This is a genomic window from Hahella sp. HN01 (genome assembly GCF_018986435.1).
GTDB lineage: Bacteria > Pseudomonadota > Gammaproteobacteria > Pseudomonadales > Oleiphilaceae > Hahella.
On the sequence record NZ_JAHMIN010000004.1, the window covers coordinates 104,513 to 127,837 of the forward strand.

The following is a 23,325-nucleotide window of genomic DNA, read 5'->3' on the forward strand; positions in this document are numbered from 1 at the left end:
GATACGGATAAATAATGAAGAAAAAAGACAGTTTGCGCTTGTTGTGGGTCCTTTGGGCGGCGTTTAGCCAGATGGCGATCGCGGTCGCAGGAAGTCGCGTGGAGGATTTGTTGCCTCTGTTTCCGCTGGCGGACGTGGTTGGCGATCGTGCGGTGAATGCGCCAGAGTATCGCTTGGCGACAGGCCCGTTAGCGTCTCTCGGCAGCGTCGCGAGACCAGAAAAAGAGGAGCGGGTTAGCGGTCAACTGACGCAGAAGTCATATGAGATTCCCCAGGTGCATGAACCCAGGGAGGTGATGCAGCATTATCTCAAAGCGCTGCAGCGACTGAATGCGAACATTTTGTATCGCTGCGAAGGCCGCGATTGTGGGCGCAGCAATGATTGGGCGAACGTGATTTTCAAGCGTTCTTATCTGTATGGACTGGATGATTATCAGCAGTACCTTGCCGCCACCTTTCAGGCGCAGGACGCAGCTTATGCGGTGGCGATTTATACGGTGCGCCGCGCCAACCAGCGAGTGTTTGCGCATGTGGAGCTGGTTGAGCTGAACAACGCTGAAGTCGCTATGCAAGCGCGCAAGCGGGAGCAGATCACCATTGACGAAGCTGATCTGGAGCGACCGAGTTCTTTGAATGGCAAGCTGGGCGTCTGGCTGAGCAAAGTGAGGGCGAATCCTGCAGACTTCCAAATATTTATCGCCTCTTATAGTCACTCATCAAAGCGCACGGACGTTGAAAATTATGAGCACGCCGCCGACCTTGCTCGCAGGTTTCGCGTGTATTTAACGCAGCAGGCGATTCCCTCCGGCTCAATTCGCCTCATTGTGATAGGGCCTTTTGCGGATGAAGAGGATTTTGCGGAGAGCGCCAGTTATCTGGAGATACATACGGTTGATGCGGTCCCCTGAGCGCATAACCAAGACTTGGAGCGAATGATCGGCTATGGCGGCGAAAACAGTTGCGTTGGTGTTGGGTAGCGGTGGCGCGCGCGGATATGCGCATGTTGGCGTGATTGAGGTACTGCTGGAACGCGGCTATAACATTGTTGCGCTCTCCGGGTGCTCAATGGGGGCGTTGGTTGGCGGCATCTATGCGGCGGGCAAGCTGAGAGAGTTCAAAGACTGGGCTACCGGGCTGGATCAGTTTGACGTACTGCGCCTGCTGGATATTTCCCTGTCTTCCCCTGGCGCCATTCGGGGAGAGAAAGTCTTTTCCGTGGTGCGGGAGTTGATTGGCGACATTCGTATAGAAGATTTGCCCATCGCTTACACTGCCGTAGCTACAGATCTGCTGCATCAAAAAGAGGTGTGGTTTCAGGAAGGGCCGCTGCATCAGGCAATAAGGGCTTCAGTCGCTATTCCCAGCCTGCTGACTCCTGAAATCATTAAGGATCGCGTCCTGGTAGACGGTGGTCTTTTGAACCCCTTGCCGATCATTCCCACCATCTCCGCTCACGCTGACTATATTATTGCGGTCAATCTCAGTTATTACGATTATCAGGCTGAGAAAAAACTCTATGAAAAAACGGAGATCAAGCAGGATCGCCGATTTGAGGAATGGGTTGCGGGCGTGTGGGAAAAAGCCTCGCAGTTCTTTGATCGGGAAGAAGAGGCGCTTTCCGGTGCTGCAGCTTCACCCCCTGGCGCGCCAGCGATAGGCGAGCCGACGCCGAACAGCGCTGGCGGCGCGGAGGCGGTGAGTACTGAAGATGAAGCGTCGACGGATGACGCTATGGAGACCCGGCTCAGTCTGGGCAAGTTCGACATTATGAACTTGTCTTTCGAGGCGATGCAGAGTTCGTTGACGCAATACAAACTGGCGGGGTATCCGCCGGATATTCTGATCAATATTCCCAAGGGCGTATGTCGTACCTTTGAGTACCATAAAGCTCCGGAATTAATTCAACTTGGCCGGGAAATCGCCGAGCGCACCCTGGACAAACTCGCCAAAGAAGGCAAGTTAGAGGGGAATGGTGTTGAATCCGGTTAGGCGCGGCCGCCAAGCGTCGCTATAATAGGGCTCCATTTTTTCTGAGGTGTGCTGTGTTCGAACCAGAGTCTTTCCTGCAGTTGCAGACAATTCGTGATTTTATTCGTTATGCCTGGTCCCGTTTTAATCAGGAAGAACTGTTTTTTGGCCATGGCACGGACAACGCCTGGGACGAGGCGGTGCACCTGGTGTTAGGTTCGTTGCACCTTCCCTGGGACGTGGACGCGAGCATGCTGGACGCTCGTCTTGTGGATCACGAAAAGCTGGCCTTGGCCGAGGCCATCGGCAAGCGCGTGCTGCAGCGTATTCCCACGCCATATATTCTGGGCGAAGCCTGGTTCATGGGATTACCGTTTCATATCACTCAGGACGTCCTGATTCCTCGCTCTCCCATTGCGGAGCTGCTGGAAAATGATCTGCAACCCTGGCTTGAACAGCCTCCACTACGTATTCTGGATTTGTGCTGCGGCAGCGGCTGTATTGGCATCGCGGCGGCGCACGTATTCCCTGAAGCGGAAGTCGTACTGGCGGACATCTCCCCGCTGGCTTTAGAAGTGGCGCGTAAAAATGTGGCCCGGCATCACCTGGGGGATCGCTGTAAAGTAGTGGAGTCAGACATGTTCGACGCGCTGCATGGCGAATTTGATGTGATCCTCACCAACCCCCCATATGTCGACAAGCCGGATATGGACAGCCTGCCGCCGGAATATCTGCATGAGCCCGAGCTGGGGCTGGCTTCCGGGGCGGATGGTCTTGACGCTGCGCGGATTATTCTCGCTCGCGCCGCAGACTTCCTAAGCGATGGCGGGTTCATGGTGTGTGAAGTCGGCAACAGTATGGAAGCGCTGCAGAACTCCTATCCGGAGATCATGTTCATCTTCCCTGAATTCGAGAATGGCGGAGACGGCGTTTTCGTCATGACTAAAGACGATTTGCTCGGCTGTCGCGAACTGCTATAGGCGATGGCCGTCGATTAAGTTTCAAATTGCAAAAAGTGATATACCCCTATGTCTGGAAATACATTTGGCAAGTTATTCACGGTCACGACCTTCGGCGAAAGTCACGGCCTGGCGCTGGGCTGCATCGTTGATGGTTGCCCTCCAGGATTGCCGCTGACGGAAGAAGATCTGCAGGTTGACCTGGATCGCCGCAAGCCGGGAACCTCCCGCCACACGACGCAGCGCAGAGAGCCTGATCAGGTGCGCATTCTGTCGGGCGTATTTGAGGGAAAAACCACCGGTACGCCGATTGGTCTGTTAATCGAAAATACCGACCAGAAATCCAAAGACTATTCCAACATCAAAGACCAGTTCCGTCCGGCGCATGCGGATTACGCCTACTGGCACAAGTATGGCGTGCGCGACTATCGCGGCGGCGGTCGCAGCTCCGCTCGCGAGACCGCCATGCGGGTGGCCGCCGGGGCGATCGCCAAGAAGTTCTTGCAGACTGTCTATGGCGTTCGCATTCGCGGATATCTGTCTCAGCTGGGACCGATCAAAGTCGAGAAAGTGGACTGGTCTATCGTTAACGACAACCCTTTCTTTTGTCCGGATGCGGATAAGATTCCGGAAATGGAAAAGTACATGGACGCCTTGCGCAAAGAAGGCGACTCCATCGGCGCTAAAATCACCGTGGTCGCCGAAGGCGTTCCTCCCGGTTTGGGAGAGCCGATTTTTGATCGTCTGGATGCAGATCTGGCGCATGCTCTGATGAGTATCAATGCGGTTAAGGGCGTCGAGATAGGGGCCGGGTTTGACGTGGTCGAGCAGAAAGGCACTGAGCATCGCGACGAGATGACGCCGGAAGGCTTCCTGAGCAACAACGCAGGCGGCGTGTTAGGCGGCATCTCCAGCGGCCAGGACGTAATCGCTCACATGGCGCTCAAGCCGACCTCCAGTCTGCGTCTGCCGGGCCAGTCCATCGATGTGAATGGCGATCCTGTAGAGGTGATCACCACCGGGCGTCACGATCCCTGTGTGGGTATTCGCGCCACGCCGATTGCGGAAGCCATGATGGCTATGGTGTTGATGGATCACTTGCTGCGTCATCGCGGACAGAACGCGGACGTTAAAGTGGACACGCCTGATATCGCCGCCATTGCGCGGACGAAGGCGCAATACTAAGCGACGCGTTGTCGTCGATATCCAGATACAGGCAAGGCGTATGAGACAATTTTTCCTGCAGGGAAGTCAGGAGCCGCTAACGCCTCAGCGCTCAATTGCTCCCGGAATGTCGGGGCCTGTGCGCCCCGGTCAGCCTTGATGAAAGGATGACGCCTAAGGTTGAAAGTATTGGCGCGGCTTCTCATTGCAGAGGCTGCGTCTTGTCATCAGTTGTAACCTGACAAACGGATATCTCGTGACCAGAGAGCCCATATGGAAGCTCGCGGGCTTCTACTTTTTCTATTTCGCCCTGGTGGGCGGCATCTCGCCTTACTTCCCGGTTTATCTAGAGCATGTCGGCTTCGATGCGCTGGAGGTCGGGCAGCTCATGTCCATCCTCATGCTGACCCGTATCCTGGCGCCTAACCTGTGGGGCTGGATTGCGGACGCCACCGGCAAACGGCTTTTAATGATCCGTATGGGCAGCGCCTGCGCCACCTTCTTTTTCGCTGGGTTGCTGATCATTCAGGGCTTCTGGTGGCATGCGCTGCTGATGACCTTGTTTAGTTGTTTCTGGAATGCGGTGCTGCCGCAGTTTGAGGTGGTCACGCTGCATAACCTGGGCGACGAGAGGGCGCGTTACAGCTCTGTGCGCCTGTGGGGCTCCATTGGTTTTGTCGTCTCCGTCACCAGCTTCGGCGCTTTGTTCAACCTGTATTCGGTGGCGTTGTTGCCTTGGCTATTGCTGGCGCTTTTGGTGGGTATTTTCCTAAGCGCCTGTATTATTCGCGGCGATACCGGCAAGGTGGAGTCAGCGGGGTTTACCGGCTTTCTGGGGCTGTTGAAGAATCGCTCGATTCTGTTGTTTTTCTTTATCGCCTGCCTTGGGCAGATTTCTTTCGGCCCGTTTTACACCTTCTTCAGTATTTATCTGAAATCGCTGGGCTACGACATGACCATGATCGGTCTGTTCTGGAGCGTGGGCGTGGTGGCGGAAATACTGTTGTTTTCCGCGATGCACCGCCTGCTGGGCCGCTATTCGCTGTATGTCATCGTGGTCAGCTGCCTGTTGCTGACGGCGCTACGCTGGTCGGGGGTGGCGTTGCTGGCGGAGCACTGGTGGGTGCTGGTGTTGACTCAGGCCCTGCACGCAGCCAGTTTTGGCGGTTTGCACGCCGCAGCGATTGAGTTTGTTCATCGCGCTTTCCCTAAAGAATATGCAGGGCAGGGGCAGGCGATGTACAGCGCGGTCAGCTTTGGCGTTGGCGGAGCGATTGGCGCCAATGTCAGCGGCGCGATTTATGATCCCCTGGGCGCTACCTTTACCTTTCTCGCCGCCGCAGGCGTTTGTCTTCTTTCTGCAATAATTTTGATACTTAAACGCCGTAATCTTGGTGCGTTATGGGACTGACCTTCCGCTGCGTTGCGCAGCCTGGGCTGGCCTTCCTCTGAAGTGACGCCAAGACCGCCGCCAGCTGTCTCCGATGCGCTGATGGCTGGCGGATAGTCGTATTGCAGGGGGCGGGAGGATGTTTCTACTATTTTTGTCAGCCTGACGGAATGGCGTTGAAACGGGCTCGCGATTTGCCGTGAGCTTTGACTTGCATCAACGGCGCTGACAGGTCGCCGCTCTACACTGGGCTAACGGCTGTAAGCAGTCGCCCTGGAATAGAGCGCAATTTTTTGCTGTGAAGTTTCAGATATGGCAATAAAATACTTCTGCCCAGCAGGGAGTTTGTTGTCGCCGGGACAGGGTAGTTACGTTCAAACCAATCAGGAATATTTGGGTGATTACTATGCAATCATACTTCGGGAACTTTGCTGACCAAGCAAAACACATGTATGAACCGGTTGGGAAAATCGGCTCTCTGGTTGTGTCCAACCTGGAAAGAGTAGCTGAGTTCCAGATGGATGCGGCCAAGTCCTACGCAGACTTGACCATGAAACAATGGAAGGATATCGCAGACATCAAGGATGTGGAGTCTCTGAAAAACTTCGCCGCAGGCCAGGCGGAGCTCGCCAGCGAAATCAGCAAGAAGTGGGTTGAAGACATGAAAGTGCTGGGCGACATGGGCATTGAGTTCAAAGATGAAGTTGAGAAAATTCTCGCCACCTCACGCAACGGCGCTGATAAACCAGCCGGTAATACCGGCGCCTGACAGCGAATCATAGACTTTCCAAGATAAACGCCTGTCCCGCAGGCGTTTTTTCATGAGTCTGGCCGGTTCCGCGCCCGGAGTAGTTGGATTCCGGCCGACTCCTTAAGTCATTTTGGCCAGGGGGAAATGGAAATAATGAGCGACGACAAGGGAAGCGTGGCCGGTAGAGCGCTGCGCAGGGTTTTTCACGCGGTTAATACTTCCTCGGAAAATTACAGAAACTCTCTGCAGGATTTTTTAAATAAGAACTGGGACGTCAATGACGCCCAAGTGTCGGCTCTGATGGATATGCTCGGCTCCTACAGGGACATCGCCGAGCAACTGGCGCTGCATCCGGTGCGTCTCGCCGGCAAGGAATTTGAACTGGCGAAAGGGCATGTGTCCCTGCTGGGCGGCAGCCTGAAACGTCTTCTTGGCAAAAAGCCGGACCCGATCGCCATGCCGGAAGATGGCGACCGCCGTTTTAGCGATCCAGAGTGGAACGATAACGTTCTTTTCGATTACCTCAAACAAGCCTATTTGTTGAACTCCAAGGCGGTGTTGGATCTGGTGGATACGCTGGAGGATTCCGGCAATCACACACACGATCAATTCATGTTCTACACCCGGCAGCTGGTCAATGCGCTGGCGCCGACCAACTTCTTCCTCACCAATCCCGAAGTGCTGCGGAAGACGCTATCCAGCGGCGGCGGTAATTTATTGGAAGGCATGAAGAACTTTTGGGAGGACTACAAGAAGAATCCCAATCTGCTCAATATCTCCATGACTGACTTTTCTGCCTTTGAAGTGGGGCGCAACGTCGCCACCACGCCGGGCAAGGTGGTCTATCAGAATGACCTGATGCAGCTGATTCAATACACGCCCACCACAGAGAAGGTATATAAGACGCCGCTGCTGATTATTCCGCCCTGGATTAACAAGTACTACATTCTGGATCTCAAAGAGAAAAACTCGTTGATCAAGTGGATTGTGGATCAGGGGCACACTGTATTCGTGGTGTCCTGGGTCAATCCGGGTCCGGCTCTGCGGGACAAAACGTTTGAGAGCTATATGGTGGAAGGCGCGCTGGCCGCCATGGATGCGGTGGAGAAAGCCACAGGCGAGAAGGAGATGAACGCCATTGGTTATTGCGTCGGCGGCACCTTGCTCGGCTGTACCCTGGCGTATCTGGCGGCGAAGAAGCAGACCAAGCGCATCAAGTCGGCGACTTATCTGACGACGCTGCTGGACTTCACTGACCCTGGCGGCATTGGCGTGTTCATCAATAAGCACGCGATCAGCGGCATAGAGAAGCAACTGGATAAAGCTGGCTATTATGACGGTCGCGCCATGGCCTTCAGCTTCAACATGCTGCGGGAGAACGATCTGTTCTGGTCTTTCTTCGTCAATAACTATCTGAAGGGGGAAAAACCGGCGGCATTTGACTTGCTCTACTGGAACTCAGACAGCACGAACTTGCCAGCGGCCATGCACAGCTACTATCTGCGCAATATGTACCTGGAGAACAAGTTGATGGAGCCGGGCGGGATTTCTCTGATGAATACTCCCATTGACCTGCGCAAGATCAAAACGCCGGCCTTTTTCCTCTCCACCATTCAGGACCATATCGCCAAGTGGAAGACCACCTATGGCGGCGCCCGCGTGCACTCCGGTCCCAAGCAATTCGTATTGTCCGGTTCCGGGCATATCGCTGGCGTGGTGAATCCCCCAAGTGCGGAGAAGTATGGTTTTTGGACTGGAGACCAGCTACCCGACGACCCGGATGACTGGTTCGCCATGGCGGAGAAACACAAAGGCTCCTGGTGGCCCCATTGGAGCGAATGGATACAGCCTTTCACCGGAGAAAAAGTAGCGGCCCGGGTTCCGGGAGACCGCGAACTGGCCGTGATCGAAGATGCCCCGGGCACTTACGTGAAGCAACGCATCGCCGATGTAATCGGGCATTAAGGCGCTGTTGGCGGCGCTTCTCCCCTGAGCTGTCGAAGAAAAGCTTCCGCGACCCTGCTCAGGGTGCGTCGGGAGTCGTAAATGACGCCGAGCTTGCGATAGAGATTCGTCTCCAGCGCCAGCTCGGCGACGCTGTCGTCGAGCATGGAGTCCGGCAGTACGCCCCAGCCCAGTCCCACCGACACCATCATCTTGATCGTCTCCAGATAATTGGTGGGCATGGATGTCGCCAGCGGCAAAGACTGTCCGGCGAACAGCGATGAAATCAACTGAAACGTTACGGTGTGCGGCGCTGGCAGCAGTGCGCGATACTCCGCCAGATCGGACAGTTGTAAGTCAGTGTTGTGAGTGAGAGGGTGATCCGGCTCCGCCACGAAAACGAGGCGGTCCAGCCAAAGCTCATGGGCGGTGAAGGGAGCCTTTACCTGTTCAGGAAGCGTGACCAGCGCCAATTGCACCGATCCCGCCAATAATGCCTGCTCGGCGTCCTCCGAGGCTAAAAACTGCAGATCGAATTCCGCTTCCGGGTGGGCGCGGGAAAAGCGCCTGATTTCCTTTGGCAATCTGTGCAGTCCGATATGATGGCTGGTGGCGAGGTGCAACACCCCGGCGACGCTGCTGTGAAGATTGAGGATTTCCGCCTGCGTGTTGTCGACTTCACGCAGTATCGTCGCGGCGCGTTGGCGTAAAAACTTGCCAGCGTCGGTCAATACCGCCTTGCGTGGCAGACGCTCAATCAATGGCGTGGCAAAATGCTGCTCCAGGTTGGCCAGGCGCTTTGATACCGCAGGCTGAGTGACATGCAGCAATTCCGCGGCCTGCGAGAATGAGCCCGTATCTGCGATAGCCATGAAGGTCTTCAGATCGAGTAAGTCCATGCTATTCCGTTTGGTTATGGAAAATATGAAAAATATGAATTGGATTTATTCTAACCTGAATACTAGCATTGCCGATACATGTCGCCCCATGACGTCGTTATCAACGGATGAACGTGGAAGTGGCGACCCGGACGCGGATCAAGGCGCAACAAAGTCCGGATAACAAATTCAAAAAGCGATGAATACTCTGAGGTAACTATCATGGCGGGCAAAACCCTCTACGACAAATTATGGGATTCCCATGTAGTGAAACAGCGCGACGACGGCAGCGCGCTTATCTATATCGATCGTCAATTACTGCACGAAGTTACCTCGCCCCAGGCGTTTGAAGGATTACGTCTGGCGGGTAGAAAACCCTGGCGCGTGGACGCTAACCTGGCGACGCCGGATCACAACGTGCCCACCACGGAACGCAGCGCCGGCGTACAGGGCATCGAAGACCCCATCTCTCGTATCCAGGTGCAGACGCTGGACGAAAACTGCGAAGAGTTCGGCATCGTTGAGTTCAAGATGCTGGATAAGCGTCAGGGCATTGTACACGTGATAGGGCCGGAGCAGGGCGCGACCCTGCCAGGAATGACTATCGTCTGCGGCGATTCTCACACCTCGACCCACGGCGCTTTCGCCGCATTGGCCCATGGCATCGGCACCTCGGAAGTGGAGCATGTGCTGGCCACCCAGTGTCTGGTGCAAAAGAAAATGAAAAACCTGCTGATCAAAGTGAATGGCCAGTTGTCTCGCGGCGTCACCGCAAAAGACGTGATTTTGGCGATTATCGGTGTAATCGGCACGGCCGGCGGCACTGGCTACGCGATGGAGTTTGCAGGCGAGGCGATAGAAAGCCTGTCGATGGAAGGACGTATGACCATCTGCAACATGGCCATTGAAGCGGGCGCCCGCGCCGGACTGGTGGCGGTGGATGACAAGACCATCGAATATGTGAAGGGTCGCCCCTACAGCCCCAAAGAAGAGTTGTGGGACAAAGCCGTCGCAGCATGGCGCGACTTGAAAAGCGACTCCGACGCTGTATTCGATAAAGTCGTTGAATTGAACGGCGCTGACATTGAGCCGCAAGTAACTTGGGGCACCTCCCCGGAAATGGTCGCTGGCGTCAACAGCAGCGTTCCCGATCCGGAAAAAGCGGAAGACGCCACCGCCAAAGAAGGCATCAGCCGCGCTTTGAAATATATGGGCTTGCAAGCTGGCGCCGCGATTACCGACATCAAACTGGATCGCGTCTTTATCGGCTCTTGCACCAACTCGCGAATTGAAGACCTGCGCGAAGCCGCAGCAGTCGTCAAAGGCCGCAAGGTCGCCGCCAATGTCAAACAGGCGTTAGTGGTGCCAGGCTCTGGACTGGTGAAAGAGCAGGCGGAGCAGGAAGGCCTGGATAAAATATTTATCGAAGCGGGTCTCGAATGGCGCGAACCAGGATGCTCCATGTGTCTGGCCATGAATGCGGATAAGTTGGGGCAGGGCGAGCACTGTGCGTCCACCTCCAACCGTAATTTCGAAGGCCGTCAGGGCTTCGGCGGTCGGACCCACTTGGTCAGTCCCGCTATGGCCGCCGCTGCGGCGGTGTTCGGTCATTTTGTTGATGTCAGAGAGCTGATTTAAGGAGCGCCCCATGAAGAAATTTACTCAGGTCACAGGTGTGGTGGCGCCCATTGATCGCGCCAATGTCGACACCGATATGATCATTCCGAAGCAGTTTTTGAAATCCATTAAACGTTCCGGCTTCGGTCCGAATCTGTTTGATGAGTTGCGTTATCTGGATGAAGGGCAGCCTGATGCGGATTGCAGCAAGCGTCCGATCAACCCGGACTTCGTGTTGAATCAGCCCCGTTACAAGGGCGCGAGCATCATGCTGGCCCGACGCAACTTCGGCTGCGGGTCCAGTCGCGAGCATGCCCCTTGGGCGTTGGACGACTACGGATTCCGCGCGGTGATTGCGCCCAGCTTTGCGGATATCTTCTTCAACAATTGTTTTAAAAATGGCTTGTTGCCTATTGTTTTAGATGAAAAAGAAGTGGATAAGCTGTTTGAGGAAACTTTCGCTGAGGAAGGCTATCAGCTGACCGTGGATTTGGAGCGTAAGAAAGTTATCAAGCCAGACGGGACTGAATTGTCATTCGAAGTGGATGAGTTCAGGCAGCACTGTTTATTGAAAGGGCTGGACGAAATCGGCGTCACTCTGGAAGACAGAGAAGCGATTGCTGCGTATGAAGCGCGCCGCAAGGCCGAGGCGCCTTGGATGTTTTTAGGCGTGCAATCCTAGTCAACGACCGGTCCATATATACGGAAAGACATTAAAACAAACTCCAGAGATTGAACATGGCGAAACAAGTACTGATTTTACCTGGCGATGGCATTGGGCCAGAGATTGTGGCGCAGGCGCGCAATGTATTGGATGTGGTGAACAACAAGTTTTCCCTGGGCCTGACTTTCACTGAAGGTCTGGTGGGGGGCGCGGCCATTGACGCCACCGGCGTTCCTTTGCCAGAAGAGACGCTGGCCGCTGCAAAGGCGGCGGATGCAATTCTGCTGGGCGCAGTGGGCGGACCCAAATGGGACAAGCTGGACATGGCGATTCGTCCGGAGAAAGGATTGCTTGGTCTGCGCAGCGGATTGGAGTTGTTCGCTAACCTGCGACCGGCCATTCTGTATCCGCAGCTGGCGGAAGCGTCCTCACTGCGTCCAGAAGTGGTCTCCGGTCTGGATATTCTGATCGTGCGCGAGCTGACCGGCGGCATCTATTTCGGTAAGCCCCGTGGCGTTCGCACGCTGGAAAACGGTGAGCGCGAAGGCTACAACACTTACGTTTACAGCGAGAGTGAGATTCGCCGCATTGGTCGTGTGGCGTTTGAAGCGGCGCAGAAGCGCAATAAGCGTCTGTGTTCCGTGGACAAGGCCAACGTACTGGAAGTCACCGTGCTTTGGCGCGAAGTGATGGACGAGCTGGCGAAGGAATATCCGGATGTGGAATTGAGCCATATGTACGTGGACAACGCGGCTATGCAGCTGGTGCGCGCGCCGAAGCAGTTTGACGTGATCGTCACCGGAAACATGTTCGGAGACATCCTGTCTGACGAAGCCGCCATGCTGACTGGCTCCATCGGCATGCTGCCATCCGCGTCGCTTAATGCGGCGGGCAAGGGCATGTACGAGCCTTGTCACGGCTCGGCTCCGGATATCGCGGGACAGAACATGGCCAACCCCCTGGCGACTATTCTTTCAGCAGCTATGATGCTACGCTATTCTCTCGCTGCGGAAGACGCGGCGGCGGCGATTGAGCAAGCGGTCAGCGACGTGCTGGACCAGGGATTAAGAACCCGCGACATCGCCGGCTCCAGCGGAGAGTCCGTTTCAACTCAGGCAATGGGCGAAGCCGTGGCGAGGGTCCTGGCGGATCGCTGACCCGCCAAGTCGCACTCATACATCTGAATCAGGGAGAGTCGCCAATTCTCGGGGCTTTCCCTGTCCGTCAGCATCATTCATTGAACGCATAGAGGTCTTGAAGCAAATGAAGAAAGTGGGTTTGGTAGGATGGCGGGGCATGGTAGGCTCCGTTTTGATGCAGCGCATGCAAGAAGAGAACGATTTCGCGCACATCGATCCGATATTCTTCACCACATCCCAGGTTGGTCAGGCGGCGCCTGACTTTGGCAAACCCGCGCCAGCGTTGAAAGACGCTACCTCCATTCAAGACCTGAGTGAAATGGACATTATTATTTCCTGCCAGGGCGGGGATTACACCAATGACGTGTATCCGCAATTGCGCGCCGCTGGCTGGAATGGCTACTGGATCGACGCCGCCTCCGCATTGCGTATGAAAGACGATGCGGTCATCGTGCTGGATCCGGTTAACCGTAAAGTTATTGACCGCGCCATCGATCAGGGACGCAAAGACTTCATCGGCGGTAACTGCACCGTCAGCCTGATGTTGCTGGCCCTGGGCGGTTTGTTTGAGCAGGATCTGGTTGAGTGGGTCAGCCCGATGACCTATCAGGCGGCTTCTGGCGCAGGCGCGCAGAACATGCGCGAACTGATCAGGCAGATGGGCTCCGTTTACGACAGCGTTTCTGCTGAACTGGCCGACCCCGCCAGCTCCATTCTGGAAATCGATCGTCTGGTGGCGGAAAGAATGCGCGGCGGCGAATTCCCTGTGGATCAGTTTGGCGTGCCGTTGGCCGGCAGCCTGATTCCCTGGATCGACAAGCCCATGCCTTCCGGCCAGAGCAAAGAAGAGTGGAAGGCGCAGGCGGAAGCCAACAAAATTCTGGGCAGAGAAGGGGCGCCGATTCCTATCGATGGCCTTTGCGTACGTATCGGCGCCATGCGCTGCCATAGCCAGGCGATGACGATCAAACTGCGCAAGGATGTTCCTCTGCCGGAAATCGAGCAGATGCTGGCCACGTCCAACGACTGGGCGAAAGTGATTCCCAACGACCGCGACATCTCTATGCGCGAGCTGACGCCGGCGCGAGTGAACGGTGGTCTGGATATTCCGGTTGGCCGCTTGCGCAAGCTGAGTATGGGGCCAGAGTATCTGGGCGCATTCACTGTCGGCGACCAGTTGTTATGGGGTGCAGCCGAGCCGTTACGCCGCACGCTGGCGATTTTGCTGGGTAATATCTGACCTCTGGGTTTTGCGACGGCGCCGGTTTTTTGACGCAATCGGCGCCGTTAAATCTGGAAAAATTTGCATTCGTCGTTACAATACCGCTCAAGTGAAAGGCTTATTCCGATTCGCTTGAGCGGTAATCCCGCCTGACTCGGACGGAGTTATCAGTTTCCGAATAACTACCTCCGCCTTTGTTGCTCATTTCCATCTCTGGACTAAATTTAAGTGTGTGATGGCCGATATGGCTTTTTTACGCAAGCGCTTATGACGCATTATCCGCTTCTGGAGTTGGGGAAGTGGTTGATCTGCATGTAAATTGATCAACCAGACAGGCTTGTATTAAAAATCATCCGTTTGGCCGTTTTGAATAGGCCTAATTTCTTGTAAAAATGCAGGACCTAATTAATACTTAGTAGCAATATTGAAAGTTTATTCTAAACATTCTCAATCAACTGAGATTTTTAACGACATTTGACGCCGTCAGATAACCTCGGGCGGCGCCGGAAAGCTCGGCGCGCCACCTGAAGAGGTGAAGAATTAATAGAAAGGAAAGACGCTATGGTTCGCAAACTCGCGATTGCAGTATTAACAATGTCCGCGCTTTCATCGGGGGTGGCTAAGGCGCTAGGGTTAGGCGAAGCAAAAGTTTATTCATCGCTCAATCAACCGCTGAACGCGGAAATCGAGCTGGTCAGCGTTCGTGATCTCACCGAGAGCGAAATTTTGACGAATCTGGCCTCCCGGGAAGCGTTCCAGCGCGCCAACCTGGACCGGGTGTATTTCCTTTCGGATTTGCGCTTCAAAGTTTTATTCAAAGACGGCAAGGCTTATGTGCGAGTCACCAGCTCCAAGCCGGTGCGCGAGCCTTATCTGAATTTCCTGATGGAAGTGACTTGGCCTAGTGGACGATTGTTGCGAGAGTACGCGCTGCTGATCGATCCGCCTACGTTTAGCAGCGAGAGCGTGAAGCCTGCGCAGGTTGCGCCGGCCAGAACCACCACCGCCAGTGCGCCTGCTACGACAACGCGTCCTTCCACTTCAACGACCACTACCAGAACTACCGCTCCTTCCTCCTCGTCCACCTACGATGCGCCTTCTACTTCAGGGTCTTATGGACCAACAGGCGGTGACGACACTTTGTGGGAGATAGCGCTGAAAACCCGTCCGGACAGCAGCGTGTCGCCCCAGCAGATGATGCTGGCGATTCAGGATTTGAACCCGGACGCTTTCTTCGACGGCAACATCAACAAGCTGAAATCCGGTCAGGTATTGCGTATTCCTGACAAAGAGCAGGCCCAGCAGCGCAGCAACCGCGACGCGGTGCGTCAGGTCAGCCTGCAAAACCGCGAGTTTGCGGAAGGGCGCGCGCCATCTACCCGTCAGGTGGATGCGTCGGGAACCGGTCGTAATCAGACTGGTTCCGCCGCGTCGCAAACTGACGAAGACAAGTTGAGAATTATCGTCGCCAAAACCGGCGAGAATGCCTCTACGACGCCTGAAAAAGCGGGTGACTCCACAGGCTCTCGCGGCGGCACTTCGAAGACTGCTGAAGAACTGAGTCTGGCGCAAGAGAAACTGGATCAGGTCTCTCGCGAAAACGAAGACTTGAAGAGCCGCATGGAAGACCTGCAGAGTCAGTTGGAGACAATGCAGCGTCTGGTGTCGCTGAAAGATGACCAATTGGCGGCCATGCAATCGAAAGTAGGCGAAACTGGCGGCGATACTACTGCGCCGACGCTTCCTGAAGAGCCTGTTATGCCCGGCGATGAAGGCATGACTCCAGGGGAAGAACCCATGACGCCAAGCGAGCCCTCCATGGGCTTGGGCGATGAGCCATCCACGATGGGAGAAGAGACGCCGATGTCTCCCGGCATGGAGACTCCAGAAGATCAAACTGGCATGAATACGCCGGAGACGCCAGAGCCTGTTGCGCCCGTAACGCCGACGGAGCCTGAACAGCCTCCTGTCGTAGTAGACAAAAAGCCGCCAACGCCAGCAGTTACCGAGCCGACTCCACAGCCTGAGCCGGAAAGCTGGATCGACATCATCAAGAATAATGTGATTTACCAGGCCGCTATTGGCGGCGGCGCGGTCCTGTTGTTACTGATTCTCTGGTTGCTGGCCCGTCGCGGCGGCAAAAAAGAAGCGGAAGCGGATGACGACGCTTTGGATATCGCAGACCACGATAATCTGGCGCTGGATTTGGATATCGACGCTGAAGAAGGCGAGGGCGAAACCAAAGTCGGCGGCGATGATCCCATTGCGGAAGCGGACGTGTACATCGCGTATCAGCGTTTCGATCAGGCGGTGCAAGTGCTTGACGCCGCACTGGAAGAGAATCCCAACAATCAGGAATATCGCCTGAAGTTGTTGGAAGTGCTGGGCGAAGCCAAAGAAGGTGCGCGCTTCAACGAAACTTATAACCATCTGCGCGAAGCTGGCAACACTGGCGTCGTGAACCGCGCGGATGAAATCAAATCCCGTTTCTCCGACCTGGATGACGAGCCAGGTTTGTCCTTGGACGATCTGGAAAGCCAGCTGCTGGGCGGTGATGATTTCGCCTCTTCAACAGTGGATGAAGACGAATTGGATTTGGATCTGGACGCCAACCTGGATGCGACGATTCCCAGTCAGCCTACTGCACTGAGCGAACCTGAAGAACTGGAGTCCGTCGAAGAAGCCGAAGATAACCTGGATATCGACTTTGACCTGAGCGAAATCGATCTGGGCGAAACTGACAAGGAAGAGGTTGAAGAATCGAAATCTTCCTCCGGTTATGACAAAGGCATTGATTACGTTTCCAGCAAAGCGCCTGCTGAGGAAGAATCCCTGGAGGACGCTTTCGAGACGGCGGATGTTTCTCTTGAGTCTTTAGAAGAAGACGGCTTTGAGCTGGCGGACGCTGATGAGCTGGAGTCAGATTTCGAGCTGGACACCGTCGGCTTGGACGATGATCTGGAAACGCTGGATCTGGAGAGCGACCTCAGCGACGAGATGCTGGATATGGATGCTCCCGCTGAAAGCGATGAGCTGGACGAAACCCTTGATCTGGATATGAATCTGGAAGAGGAAGAACCCTCTCTGGATCTGGATGACAGCGATCTGGATTTGTCACTCGACGAACAGCCTGCAGAAAGCAAAGACTTCACCGGCGCTGAGCTGTCCAGTGATGTGGCGGAAGAATTCGTGCAACAGGTTGATGATCTGGAAGACGAACTGCCGGATTTGAGCGCGTCCTTCGACGAAGAGCCGAAAGCGGACGTCGCTGCGGAGCTGGATACGGATCTCGACTTTAATCTGGACGATGACTTTGGCGACAAAACCATCGTGCAGCCGCAAGAGCCTGCGCCAAGCGTTGCGGCGGAATCGAAACCCGCAGCCAAAGAAGGTATGCAGGACGAGTTCGTGGAAGAGCTGGAAGAAGACTTCAACTTCCTGTCCGACACCGACGAAGCCGCCACTAAACTGGATCTGGCCAGAGCCTACATCGACATGGGCGACCGTGAAGGGGCCCGCGACATCCTGGAAGAGGTTGTCGAAGAAGGCAACAACGACCAGAAGCAGGAAGCCGCTTCCTTGCTGAAGAGACTTGCATAATTCCGCTACTTTTCAATAATGCTGCCCTCATGTTTTGAGGGCGGCTTATGAATCCAACCAGTTCGAACCAGTCATTGTACCCACTTTCCAACGATCTCTTGCCGGATACCGGGCGCGTTGCGCTGGTGTTGGGCTATGACGGCTCCCGTTATCACGGCTGGCAGGCGCAGAACTCCGGCGTACCGTCCGTGCAGGCGGAAGTAGAGGCTGCTTTATCAAAAGTCGCAGACCATCCCGTTAGCGTCGTATGCGCGGGGCGCACCGACGCCGGCGTTCATGCGGTGAACCAGGTGGTTCACTTCGAGACGAAGGCGCAGCGCAGCCCGTATTCCTGGGCGATGGGCGTCAATCACTTTTTGCCCGCGGATGTATCCGTGAGCTGGGCGGGCGCGGTGTCAGAGGATTTTCATGCCCGCTACACCGCGACCTCACGCAGCTATCGTTACATTATCTACAACCATCCGATTCGCCCCGCGTGGCTCAATAGCAACGTTACCTGGAACTACCGTCCTCTTGATGTGGAAAGCATGGCCGCCGCTGGCGCGCATCTGATTGGCGAGAATGACTTCAGTGCATTCCGCGGTTCCGACTGTCAATCCAAGACGCCTTTTCGCAATCTGACCCGTCTTGAAGTGAGCAAGGTCGGCGACATGGTTGTGATAGAGGTGGAGGCGAACGCGTTTTTACACCACATGGTGCGCAACATTTCAGGCACCTTAATGGCGGTGGGGACAGGCAAGAAGCCGCCGGACTGGGTCGCGGACGTGCTGGCTTCCAAAAAGCGCTCAAAAGCCGGGGTGACGGCGCCGCCCTTTGGGTTGTACCTGACATCTGTTACCTATCCGGAAGAGTTTGCGATTCCTTCGTTGCAGAAAGGGCCGTTTTTTCTCGGCGCCTGATTTCCTCGATTTCCCGAAGCCGCTTTAACTCGCTATAATCCCAAGCCTGTTATGCGCCGCCGAATCGCTGACTTGAACTTTTCCGGAAAAACGAAAAACAGCATAAAAAAGGAAGAGATAAAATGAATGCCCGCAACAAGCGCGTTCGCTGCAAAATCTGCGGCATCCTTGAGCTGGAGCATGCGCTGGCGGTCTCCGACGCCGGCGGCGACGCCATTGGATTTGTTTTTTATCCGCCCAGTCCCCGATACATTGACCCCGCCGCAGCCAGCCGCATTATCGCCCAACTGCCTCCCTTTCTTTCTACTGTTGGTCTCTTCGTCAATCATAGCGCGGAGCAGGTGAGGGAGATTTTGAATGTCGTCCCTCTCGATGTGCTGCAGTTTCACGGCGATGAAGATAACGATTTTTGCCGCAGCTTTTCCCGCCCTTTCTACAAAGCCATTGGCGTGGGCGATGAGACGGACGTGGTTGCGGAGGCGGCTAAGTATCCGGATGCAGCGGCCTTATTGTTTGATACCCATGACCCGCAATTACGCGGCGGCACTGGAAGAGTTTTCGACTGGTCCCGCATTCGTCATGAGCTGGGCAAACCGGTGATTCTCGCCGGTGGCCTGAATCCGGCCAATGTGGCGGAAGCTATTCGCACTGTCAGGCCCTACGCCGTTGATGTCAGCGGTGGCGTCGAAGTGAGCAAGGGCGTGAAGAGCATTGAATTAATCCAGGAATTTATAGGTGAGGTATATCGTGAGTACGAGGTTTGACGCTGAAACGCTGGCCAATATTCCAGACCATCGCGGCCACTTCGGCCATTACGGCGGTCGATTCGTATCCGAGACGCTCATGTCTTCGCTGTTGGAGCTGGAGCAGCATTACGAAAAATTGCGTATCGATCCCAAGTTCCAGGAAGAGTTCGACGCGGATCTGGCCGACTACGTAGGTCGTCCTTCTCCGTTGTATTTTGCTGAGCGTCTGACCAGGCAGGTTGGCGGCGCCAAAATTTATCTAAAACGGGAAGATCTCAATCATACCGGCGCCCATAAGGTAAACAACACCATCGGTCAGGCGTTGTTGGCGAAATACCTAGGCAAGCCGCGCATCATCGCCGAAACCGGCGCAGGCCAGCACGGCGTCGCCACGGCCACCGTCGCCGCCCGTCTGGGGCTGAAATGCGTGGTCTATATGGGTGAAGAGGATGTGCATAGACAGTCTTTGAATGTCTACCGCATGAAACTATTGGGCGCTGAAGTGCGCCCGGTCACCAGCGGCACCAAAACCCTTAAGGATGCGATGAACGAAGCCTTGCGGGATTGGGTGACCTACGTCGACGACACTTTCTACATCATCGGTACGGTGGCGGGCCCGCACCCATATCCCAAGCTGGTGCGGGAATTCCAGTCCATTATTGGCCGTGAAGCGCGCCTGCAGTGCATGGAAAAAGAAGGGCGTCTCCCGGATGCATTGGTGGCCTGCGTGGGCGGCGGCTCCAACGCCATAGGCCTGTTTTACCCCTTTATCGCGGATGAGCAGATCAAAATGTACGGCGTCGAAGCCGGCGGGCTTGGCTTGGAGACTGGCCAGCACGCGGCGCCGCTTTGCGCGGGTCGTCCCGGCGTATTGCATGGCAACCGCACCTATTTGATGGAAGATGAAAACGGCCAGATTTCCGCAACGCACTCTATATCCGCAGGTCTCGATTATCCGGGCGTTGGTCCTGAGCATGCCTGGCTCAAAGACATCAAACGCGCGGATTACGTTTCTGCGACAGACGAAGAAGCGCTGCGCGCCTTCCATACTCTGACTCGGGTGGAAGGCATCATGCCGGCGCTGGAGTCCAGCCATGCGGTGGCGTACGCCATGAAGCTGGCCAAGACCATGGATAAAGACCAGATCATCATCGTCAACCTGTCCGGGCGCGGCGATAAAGACATCCATACTGTGGCCAAGCTTGACGGAATTGAATTTTAAAAAGGGTGTGACATGAGTCGAATTAAGCAATGCCTGGAGACGTTGAAGGCGAACAACAAAACCGCGTTGATTCCCTATGTGACCGCGGGCGACCCTGCGCCGCAGCACACGGTAGATATCATGCACGCCCTGGTTGAATCGGGCGCTGACATTATTGAGTTGGGCGTACCGTTTTCCGATCCCATGGCGGACGGTCCCGTGATTCAGCTGGCCTGTGAACGCGCGCTGGAGCACGGGACTTCTCTGAGAATGGTGCTGGGCATGGTGGATGAGTTCCGCAAGACCAACACGGAGACCCCTGTCGTATTGATGGGATATTTGAATCCCGTGGAAGCCATGGGCGTGCATCCATTTACCGAGGCAGCCAAGGCGGCGGGAGTCGATGGCGTATTGATCGTGGACTTGCCGCCGGAAGAAGCGGATTTGGCGGCGCCGCATCTGAAAGGGGCGGGGCTGGATGTCATCTTTCTGATTGCGCCAACCACTACCGAGGACCGTATCGCCGCCGCAGCGAAGTTCGGCAGCGGATATCTATACTATGTGTCGCTGAAAGGGGTGACTGGCTCCAATGCCCTGGATATCGACGATGTGGAAAAACATGTCAGCGCCATCAAGTCTCTGACTGATATGCCTGTCGGGGTTGGCTTCGGCATCAAAGACGCGGCAACAGCGAAAGCAGTGTCGGCAGTATCCGATGGTGTAATTGTCGGTAGCGCACTTGTGAATACAATAGCGACTAATGCTGAAAATCCGGAGCAGATGCGCGCCAAAGTAAAAGAGCTGCTTAGCTCCATGCGCGCCGCGATGGACGAATAAACAAGTGAGTAGGGTTTAATATGAGTAACTGGTTAGAAAAAATTATTCCGGGAATGGGGGGAGCTCAGTCCAAGCACAAGAGTAACGTTCCCGAAGGCTTGTGGAAAAAGTGCCCTAAGTGCAGCGCCGTACTCTATCGCCCTGAACTGGAAAAAAACCTGGATGTGTGCCCCAAGTGTCAGCACCACATGCGCATCTCCGCACGCAGACGTATCGACATTTTCCTGGACGGCGCCGACAGAGTGGAGCTCGCTCCTGAGCTGGAGCCAGCGGATCGTCTGAAGTTTAAAGACACCAAGCGCTACAAAGACCGTCTGGTCAGCAATCAAAAAGCGACGGGTGAAAAAGACGCCCTGGTGGCCTTCAAGGGAACTGTCGCTGGCGTACCGGTTGCTGTGGTGGCGTTTGAATTCACTTTCCTGGGCGGCTCCATGGGCGCAGTGGTGGGCGAGAAGTTCGTTCGCGCCGTAAATGTCTGTCTGGAAGAAAACCGCGCACTGATCTGTTTCTCCGCCAGTGGTGGCGCGCGTATGCAAGAAGCGCTGATCTCCCTGATGCAGATGGCGAAAACCGCTGCGGCGCTGGAAGTAATGAAGCAGCGAGGCCTTCCTTACATCTCTGTGATGACCGACCCCGTGTTCGGCGGCGTATCCGCCAGTCTCGCCATGCTGGGCGACCTGAATGTGGCGGAGCCCAATGCGCTGATTGGCTTCGCAGGTCCTCGCGTTATTGAGCAGACTGTGCGTGAAAAACTGCCTGAAGGCTTCCAGCGCAGTGAATTCCTGCTGGAGCATGGCGCGCTGGATATGATTCTTGCCCGCAATCAATTGCGTCGCAGACTGTCGATGCTCATCTCCAAAATGATGAAGCTGCCAGAGCCTGAATTTGAAAACGAAGACGATCTCGATGATGAGGAAATGGAAATACCGGAGCCGCCAGAAAACTTGGAATAAGCCGGCCTTAGCCTGATATCGGATCTCATAGCGTAGATAGGAATATGGAACCTCGAAGACTGTCTGACTGGCTTGATTATGTGTCGCAACTGCATACTCAGGTCATAGAAATGGGACTGGATCGCGTCAATGACGTATTTCGCCGACTTTGCCGCAACGCCAGGCTGGCGAAAACCGTGGTGACCCTTGCAGGAACCAACGGTAAAGGCTCTACGCTCGCGGCGGTAGAGGCGCTTGCTCTCGCCGCGGGCAAAACGGTAGGCGCTTACACATCGCCTCACATCCTGCGTTTTAATGAGCGTGTGCGCATTAATGGCGTTGATGTCAGCGACGAGGCGCTTGAAGAGGCGTTCGCCGCTGTAGAAACGGCTCGCGGCCAAACGGCGCTGACCTATTTCGAGTTCACCACGTTGGTGGGGTTCTACTTGTTTCAACAGGCCAAACTGGACGTGGTTCTGCTGGAAGTCGGTCTGGGCGGGCGCCTGGATGCGGTTAACATTGTCGATCCTGATCTGGCGGTGATCACCAGTGTGGACCTGGATCATCAGGAATGGCTGGGCGACTCACGTGAAGATATCGGCCGCGAAAAGGCGGGTATTCTGAGGCCGGGCATTCCTCTCGTCATCGCCGAAGACGCTCCGCCAACCAGTGTGGTGGACGTAGCAGGAAAGCTGGGGTGCGCAACCTTCATTTGGCGTCAGGACTTTACTCTCGAACGCACTGGCGATGCGTCGCAAACTCTGCAATGGCGCGGTCGTCGCAAGCATGCGGACATGGTCATTGACGGACTGAGCGATAACGGTCTGCCTATGGCCAATATGGCTGCGGCGATGCAGGCCGCCATGCTGCTGGACTTTGCGTTGTCGGAATCTCAAATTGCCGCTGCAATCGCCGGCGTCAAGGTGCAGGGACGTTTCCAGTTGCTGCGCCGTGACCCGGAAGTGTACGCCGATGTGGGGCATAATCCCCACGCTGCGCGCTATCTCAAACAATGGCTGGGCGGATTGCCGGTTAAAAAAACGCAGGTGGCGGTATTTTCAGCGCTGAAAGATAAGGATGTGGCGGGCATCGTCAAAGAACTCGCTGGCGTATTCGACCGCTGGTTTGTCTTTCCTCTCAATGTGGGTCGGGCCATGCCGCTGGCGCAACTGGCGGAATTGGTCGAGCAGAATCAACCCGCGCCGCTGCAAACCTGCGATTCCTTGTCGGAGTGTCTGGCTCAGGCGTCATCCGAAGTGGGCTCAGGCGGGCGTATCGTCGCCTTCGGTTCTTTTTTCACCGTGGCGGAAATTTTTCAAAACGGTATGATGGGAACCGATGAGGGAGACGGTCGCTAAACGGATCGTCTCCACAGTCTTTTAATCCATTTGGTTTTTTCCATCATGATTTCTAT

19 protein-coding genes are annotated in these 23,325 nt (G+C 55.4%); 18 read left to right on the forward strand and 1 reads right to left on the reverse strand.

What is annotated here, in order from left to right:
• Positions 1 to 14 precede the first annotated feature (14 nt).
• The 7 genes from KP814_RS05420 (at position 15) to phaC (ending at position 8,197) form a co-directional block, all read left to right on the forward strand.
• Positions 15 to 908 carry a DUF4892 domain-containing protein gene (locus KP814_RS05420; protein ID WP_216735797.1) on the forward strand — a complete coding sequence of 298 codons (894 nt, stop codon included), beginning with the start codon at positions 15 to 17 and terminating at the stop codon, positions 906 to 908.
• A 34-nt stretch (positions 909 to 942) separates the two neighbouring features.
• Positions 943 to 1,989: a patatin-like phospholipase family protein gene (locus KP814_RS05425; protein WP_216735798.1), complete on the forward strand. Its 1,047-nt coding sequence runs from the start codon at positions 943 to 945 to the stop codon at positions 1,987 to 1,989.
• A 53-nt stretch (positions 1,990 to 2,042) separates the two neighbouring features.
• Entirely contained in the window at positions 2,043 to 2,948 is a 906-nt protein-coding gene (prmB, locus tag KP814_RS05430) for a 50S ribosomal protein L3 N(5)-glutamine methyltransferase (protein ID WP_216735799.1), read from the forward strand.
• A 48-nt stretch (positions 2,949 to 2,996) separates the two neighbouring features.
• Positions 2,997 to 4,112 carry a chorismate synthase gene (aroC, locus tag KP814_RS05435; protein WP_216735800.1) on the forward strand — a complete coding sequence of 372 codons (1,116 nt, stop codon included), beginning with the start codon at positions 2,997 to 2,999 and terminating at the stop codon, positions 4,110 to 4,112.
• Positions 4,113 to 4,347: 235 nt separating this feature from the next.
• Positions 4,348 to 5,502 (forward strand): MFS transporter, encoded by a 1,155-nt coding sequence (locus tag KP814_RS05440; protein WP_216735801.1) that lies wholly within the window; start codon positions 4,348 to 4,350, stop codon positions 5,500 to 5,502.
• Between the two features lie 385 nt (positions 5,503 to 5,887).
• On the forward strand, positions 5,888 to 6,250 hold the full coding sequence (locus KP814_RS05445; RefSeq protein ID WP_256445966.1) for a phasin family protein: 363 nt from the start codon (positions 5,888 to 5,890) through the stop codon (positions 6,248 to 6,250).
• A 135-nt stretch (positions 6,251 to 6,385) separates the two neighbouring features.
• Complete coding sequence (gene phaC / locus KP814_RS05450; protein WP_216735803.1) at positions 6,386 to 8,197, forward strand: class I poly(R)-hydroxyalkanoic acid synthase; 1,812 nt, start codon at positions 6,386 to 6,388, stop codon at positions 8,195 to 8,197.
• Here the strand turns inward: phaC and KP814_RS05455 are convergent.
• Positions 8,194 to 9,075, reverse strand: coding sequence for a LysR family transcriptional regulator (locus tag KP814_RS05455; RefSeq protein ID WP_216735804.1), 882 nt, complete (start codon positions 9,073 to 9,075; stop codon positions 8,194 to 8,196). The genes phaC and KP814_RS05455 overlap by 4 nt on opposite strands.
• A 201-nt stretch (positions 9,076 to 9,276) precedes the next feature.
• On the opposite strand from KP814_RS05455, the gene leuC reads away from it, so the two are divergent.
• From leuC to folC, 11 genes are all read left to right on the forward strand, one after another.
• Positions 9,277 to 10,692, forward strand: a complete 1,416-nt coding sequence (leuC, locus tag KP814_RS05460; protein WP_216735805.1) for a 3-isopropylmalate dehydratase large subunit — start codon at positions 9,277 to 9,279, stop codon at positions 10,690 to 10,692.
• Between the two features lie 10 nt (positions 10,693 to 10,702).
• Positions 10,703 to 11,353 carry a 3-isopropylmalate dehydratase small subunit gene (leuD, locus tag KP814_RS05465; protein WP_216735806.1) on the forward strand — a complete coding sequence of 217 codons (651 nt, stop codon included), beginning with the start codon at positions 10,703 to 10,705 and terminating at the stop codon, positions 11,351 to 11,353.
• 56 nt (positions 11,354 to 11,409) lie between these two features.
• Positions 11,410 to 12,492 (forward strand): 3-isopropylmalate dehydrogenase, encoded by a 1,083-nt coding sequence (gene leuB / locus KP814_RS05470; RefSeq protein WP_216735807.1) that lies wholly within the window; start codon positions 11,410 to 11,412, stop codon positions 12,490 to 12,492.
• 106 nt (positions 12,493 to 12,598) lie between these two features.
• Positions 12,599 to 13,714 carry an aspartate-semialdehyde dehydrogenase gene (gene asd / locus KP814_RS05475; RefSeq protein WP_216735808.1) on the forward strand — a complete coding sequence of 372 codons (1,116 nt, stop codon included), beginning with the start codon at positions 12,599 to 12,601 and terminating at the stop codon, positions 13,712 to 13,714.
• A gap of 543 nt (positions 13,715 to 14,257) precedes the next feature.
• On the forward strand, positions 14,258 to 17,296 hold the full coding sequence (locus tag KP814_RS05480; protein WP_216735809.1) for a FimV/HubP family polar landmark protein: 3,039 nt from the start codon (positions 14,258 to 14,260) through the stop codon (positions 17,294 to 17,296).
• Between the two features lie 47 nt (positions 17,297 to 17,343).
• On the forward strand, positions 17,344 to 18,195 hold the full coding sequence (gene truA / locus KP814_RS05485; RefSeq protein ID WP_216735810.1) for a tRNA pseudouridine(38-40) synthase TruA: 852 nt from the start codon (positions 17,344 to 17,346) through the stop codon (positions 18,193 to 18,195).
• A gap of 122 nt (positions 18,196 to 18,317) precedes the next feature.
• The gene (locus KP814_RS05490; RefSeq protein WP_216735811.1) at positions 18,318 to 18,959 is read left to right on the forward strand and encodes a phosphoribosylanthranilate isomerase; all 642 of its coding nucleotides are present in this window, start codon (positions 18,318 to 18,320) and stop codon (positions 18,957 to 18,959) included.
• A complete protein-coding gene (gene trpB, locus KP814_RS05495) occupies positions 18,943 to 20,163 on the forward strand; it encodes a tryptophan synthase subunit beta (RefSeq protein WP_216735812.1) in 1,221 nt (406 codons plus the stop codon). Before KP814_RS05490 ends, trpB begins: the two co-directional genes overlap by 17 nt.
• Positions 20,164 to 20,175: 12 nt before the next feature.
• Entirely contained in the window at positions 20,176 to 20,979 is an 804-nt protein-coding gene (gene trpA / locus KP814_RS05500; protein ID WP_216735813.1) for a tryptophan synthase subunit alpha, read from the forward strand.
• Between the two features lie 20 nt (positions 20,980 to 20,999).
• On the forward strand, positions 21,000 to 21,932 hold the full coding sequence (gene accD / locus KP814_RS05505) for an acetyl-CoA carboxylase, carboxyltransferase subunit beta (RefSeq protein ID WP_216735814.1): 933 nt from the start codon (positions 21,000 to 21,002) through the stop codon (positions 21,930 to 21,932).
• Positions 21,933 to 21,976: 44 nt separating this feature from the next.
• Positions 21,977 to 23,269 (forward strand): bifunctional tetrahydrofolate synthase/dihydrofolate synthase, encoded by a 1,293-nt coding sequence (gene folC, locus KP814_RS05510; RefSeq protein WP_216735815.1) that lies wholly within the window; start codon positions 21,977 to 21,979, stop codon positions 23,267 to 23,269.
• The last annotated feature ends 56 nt before the right edge of the window (positions 23,270 to 23,325 follow it).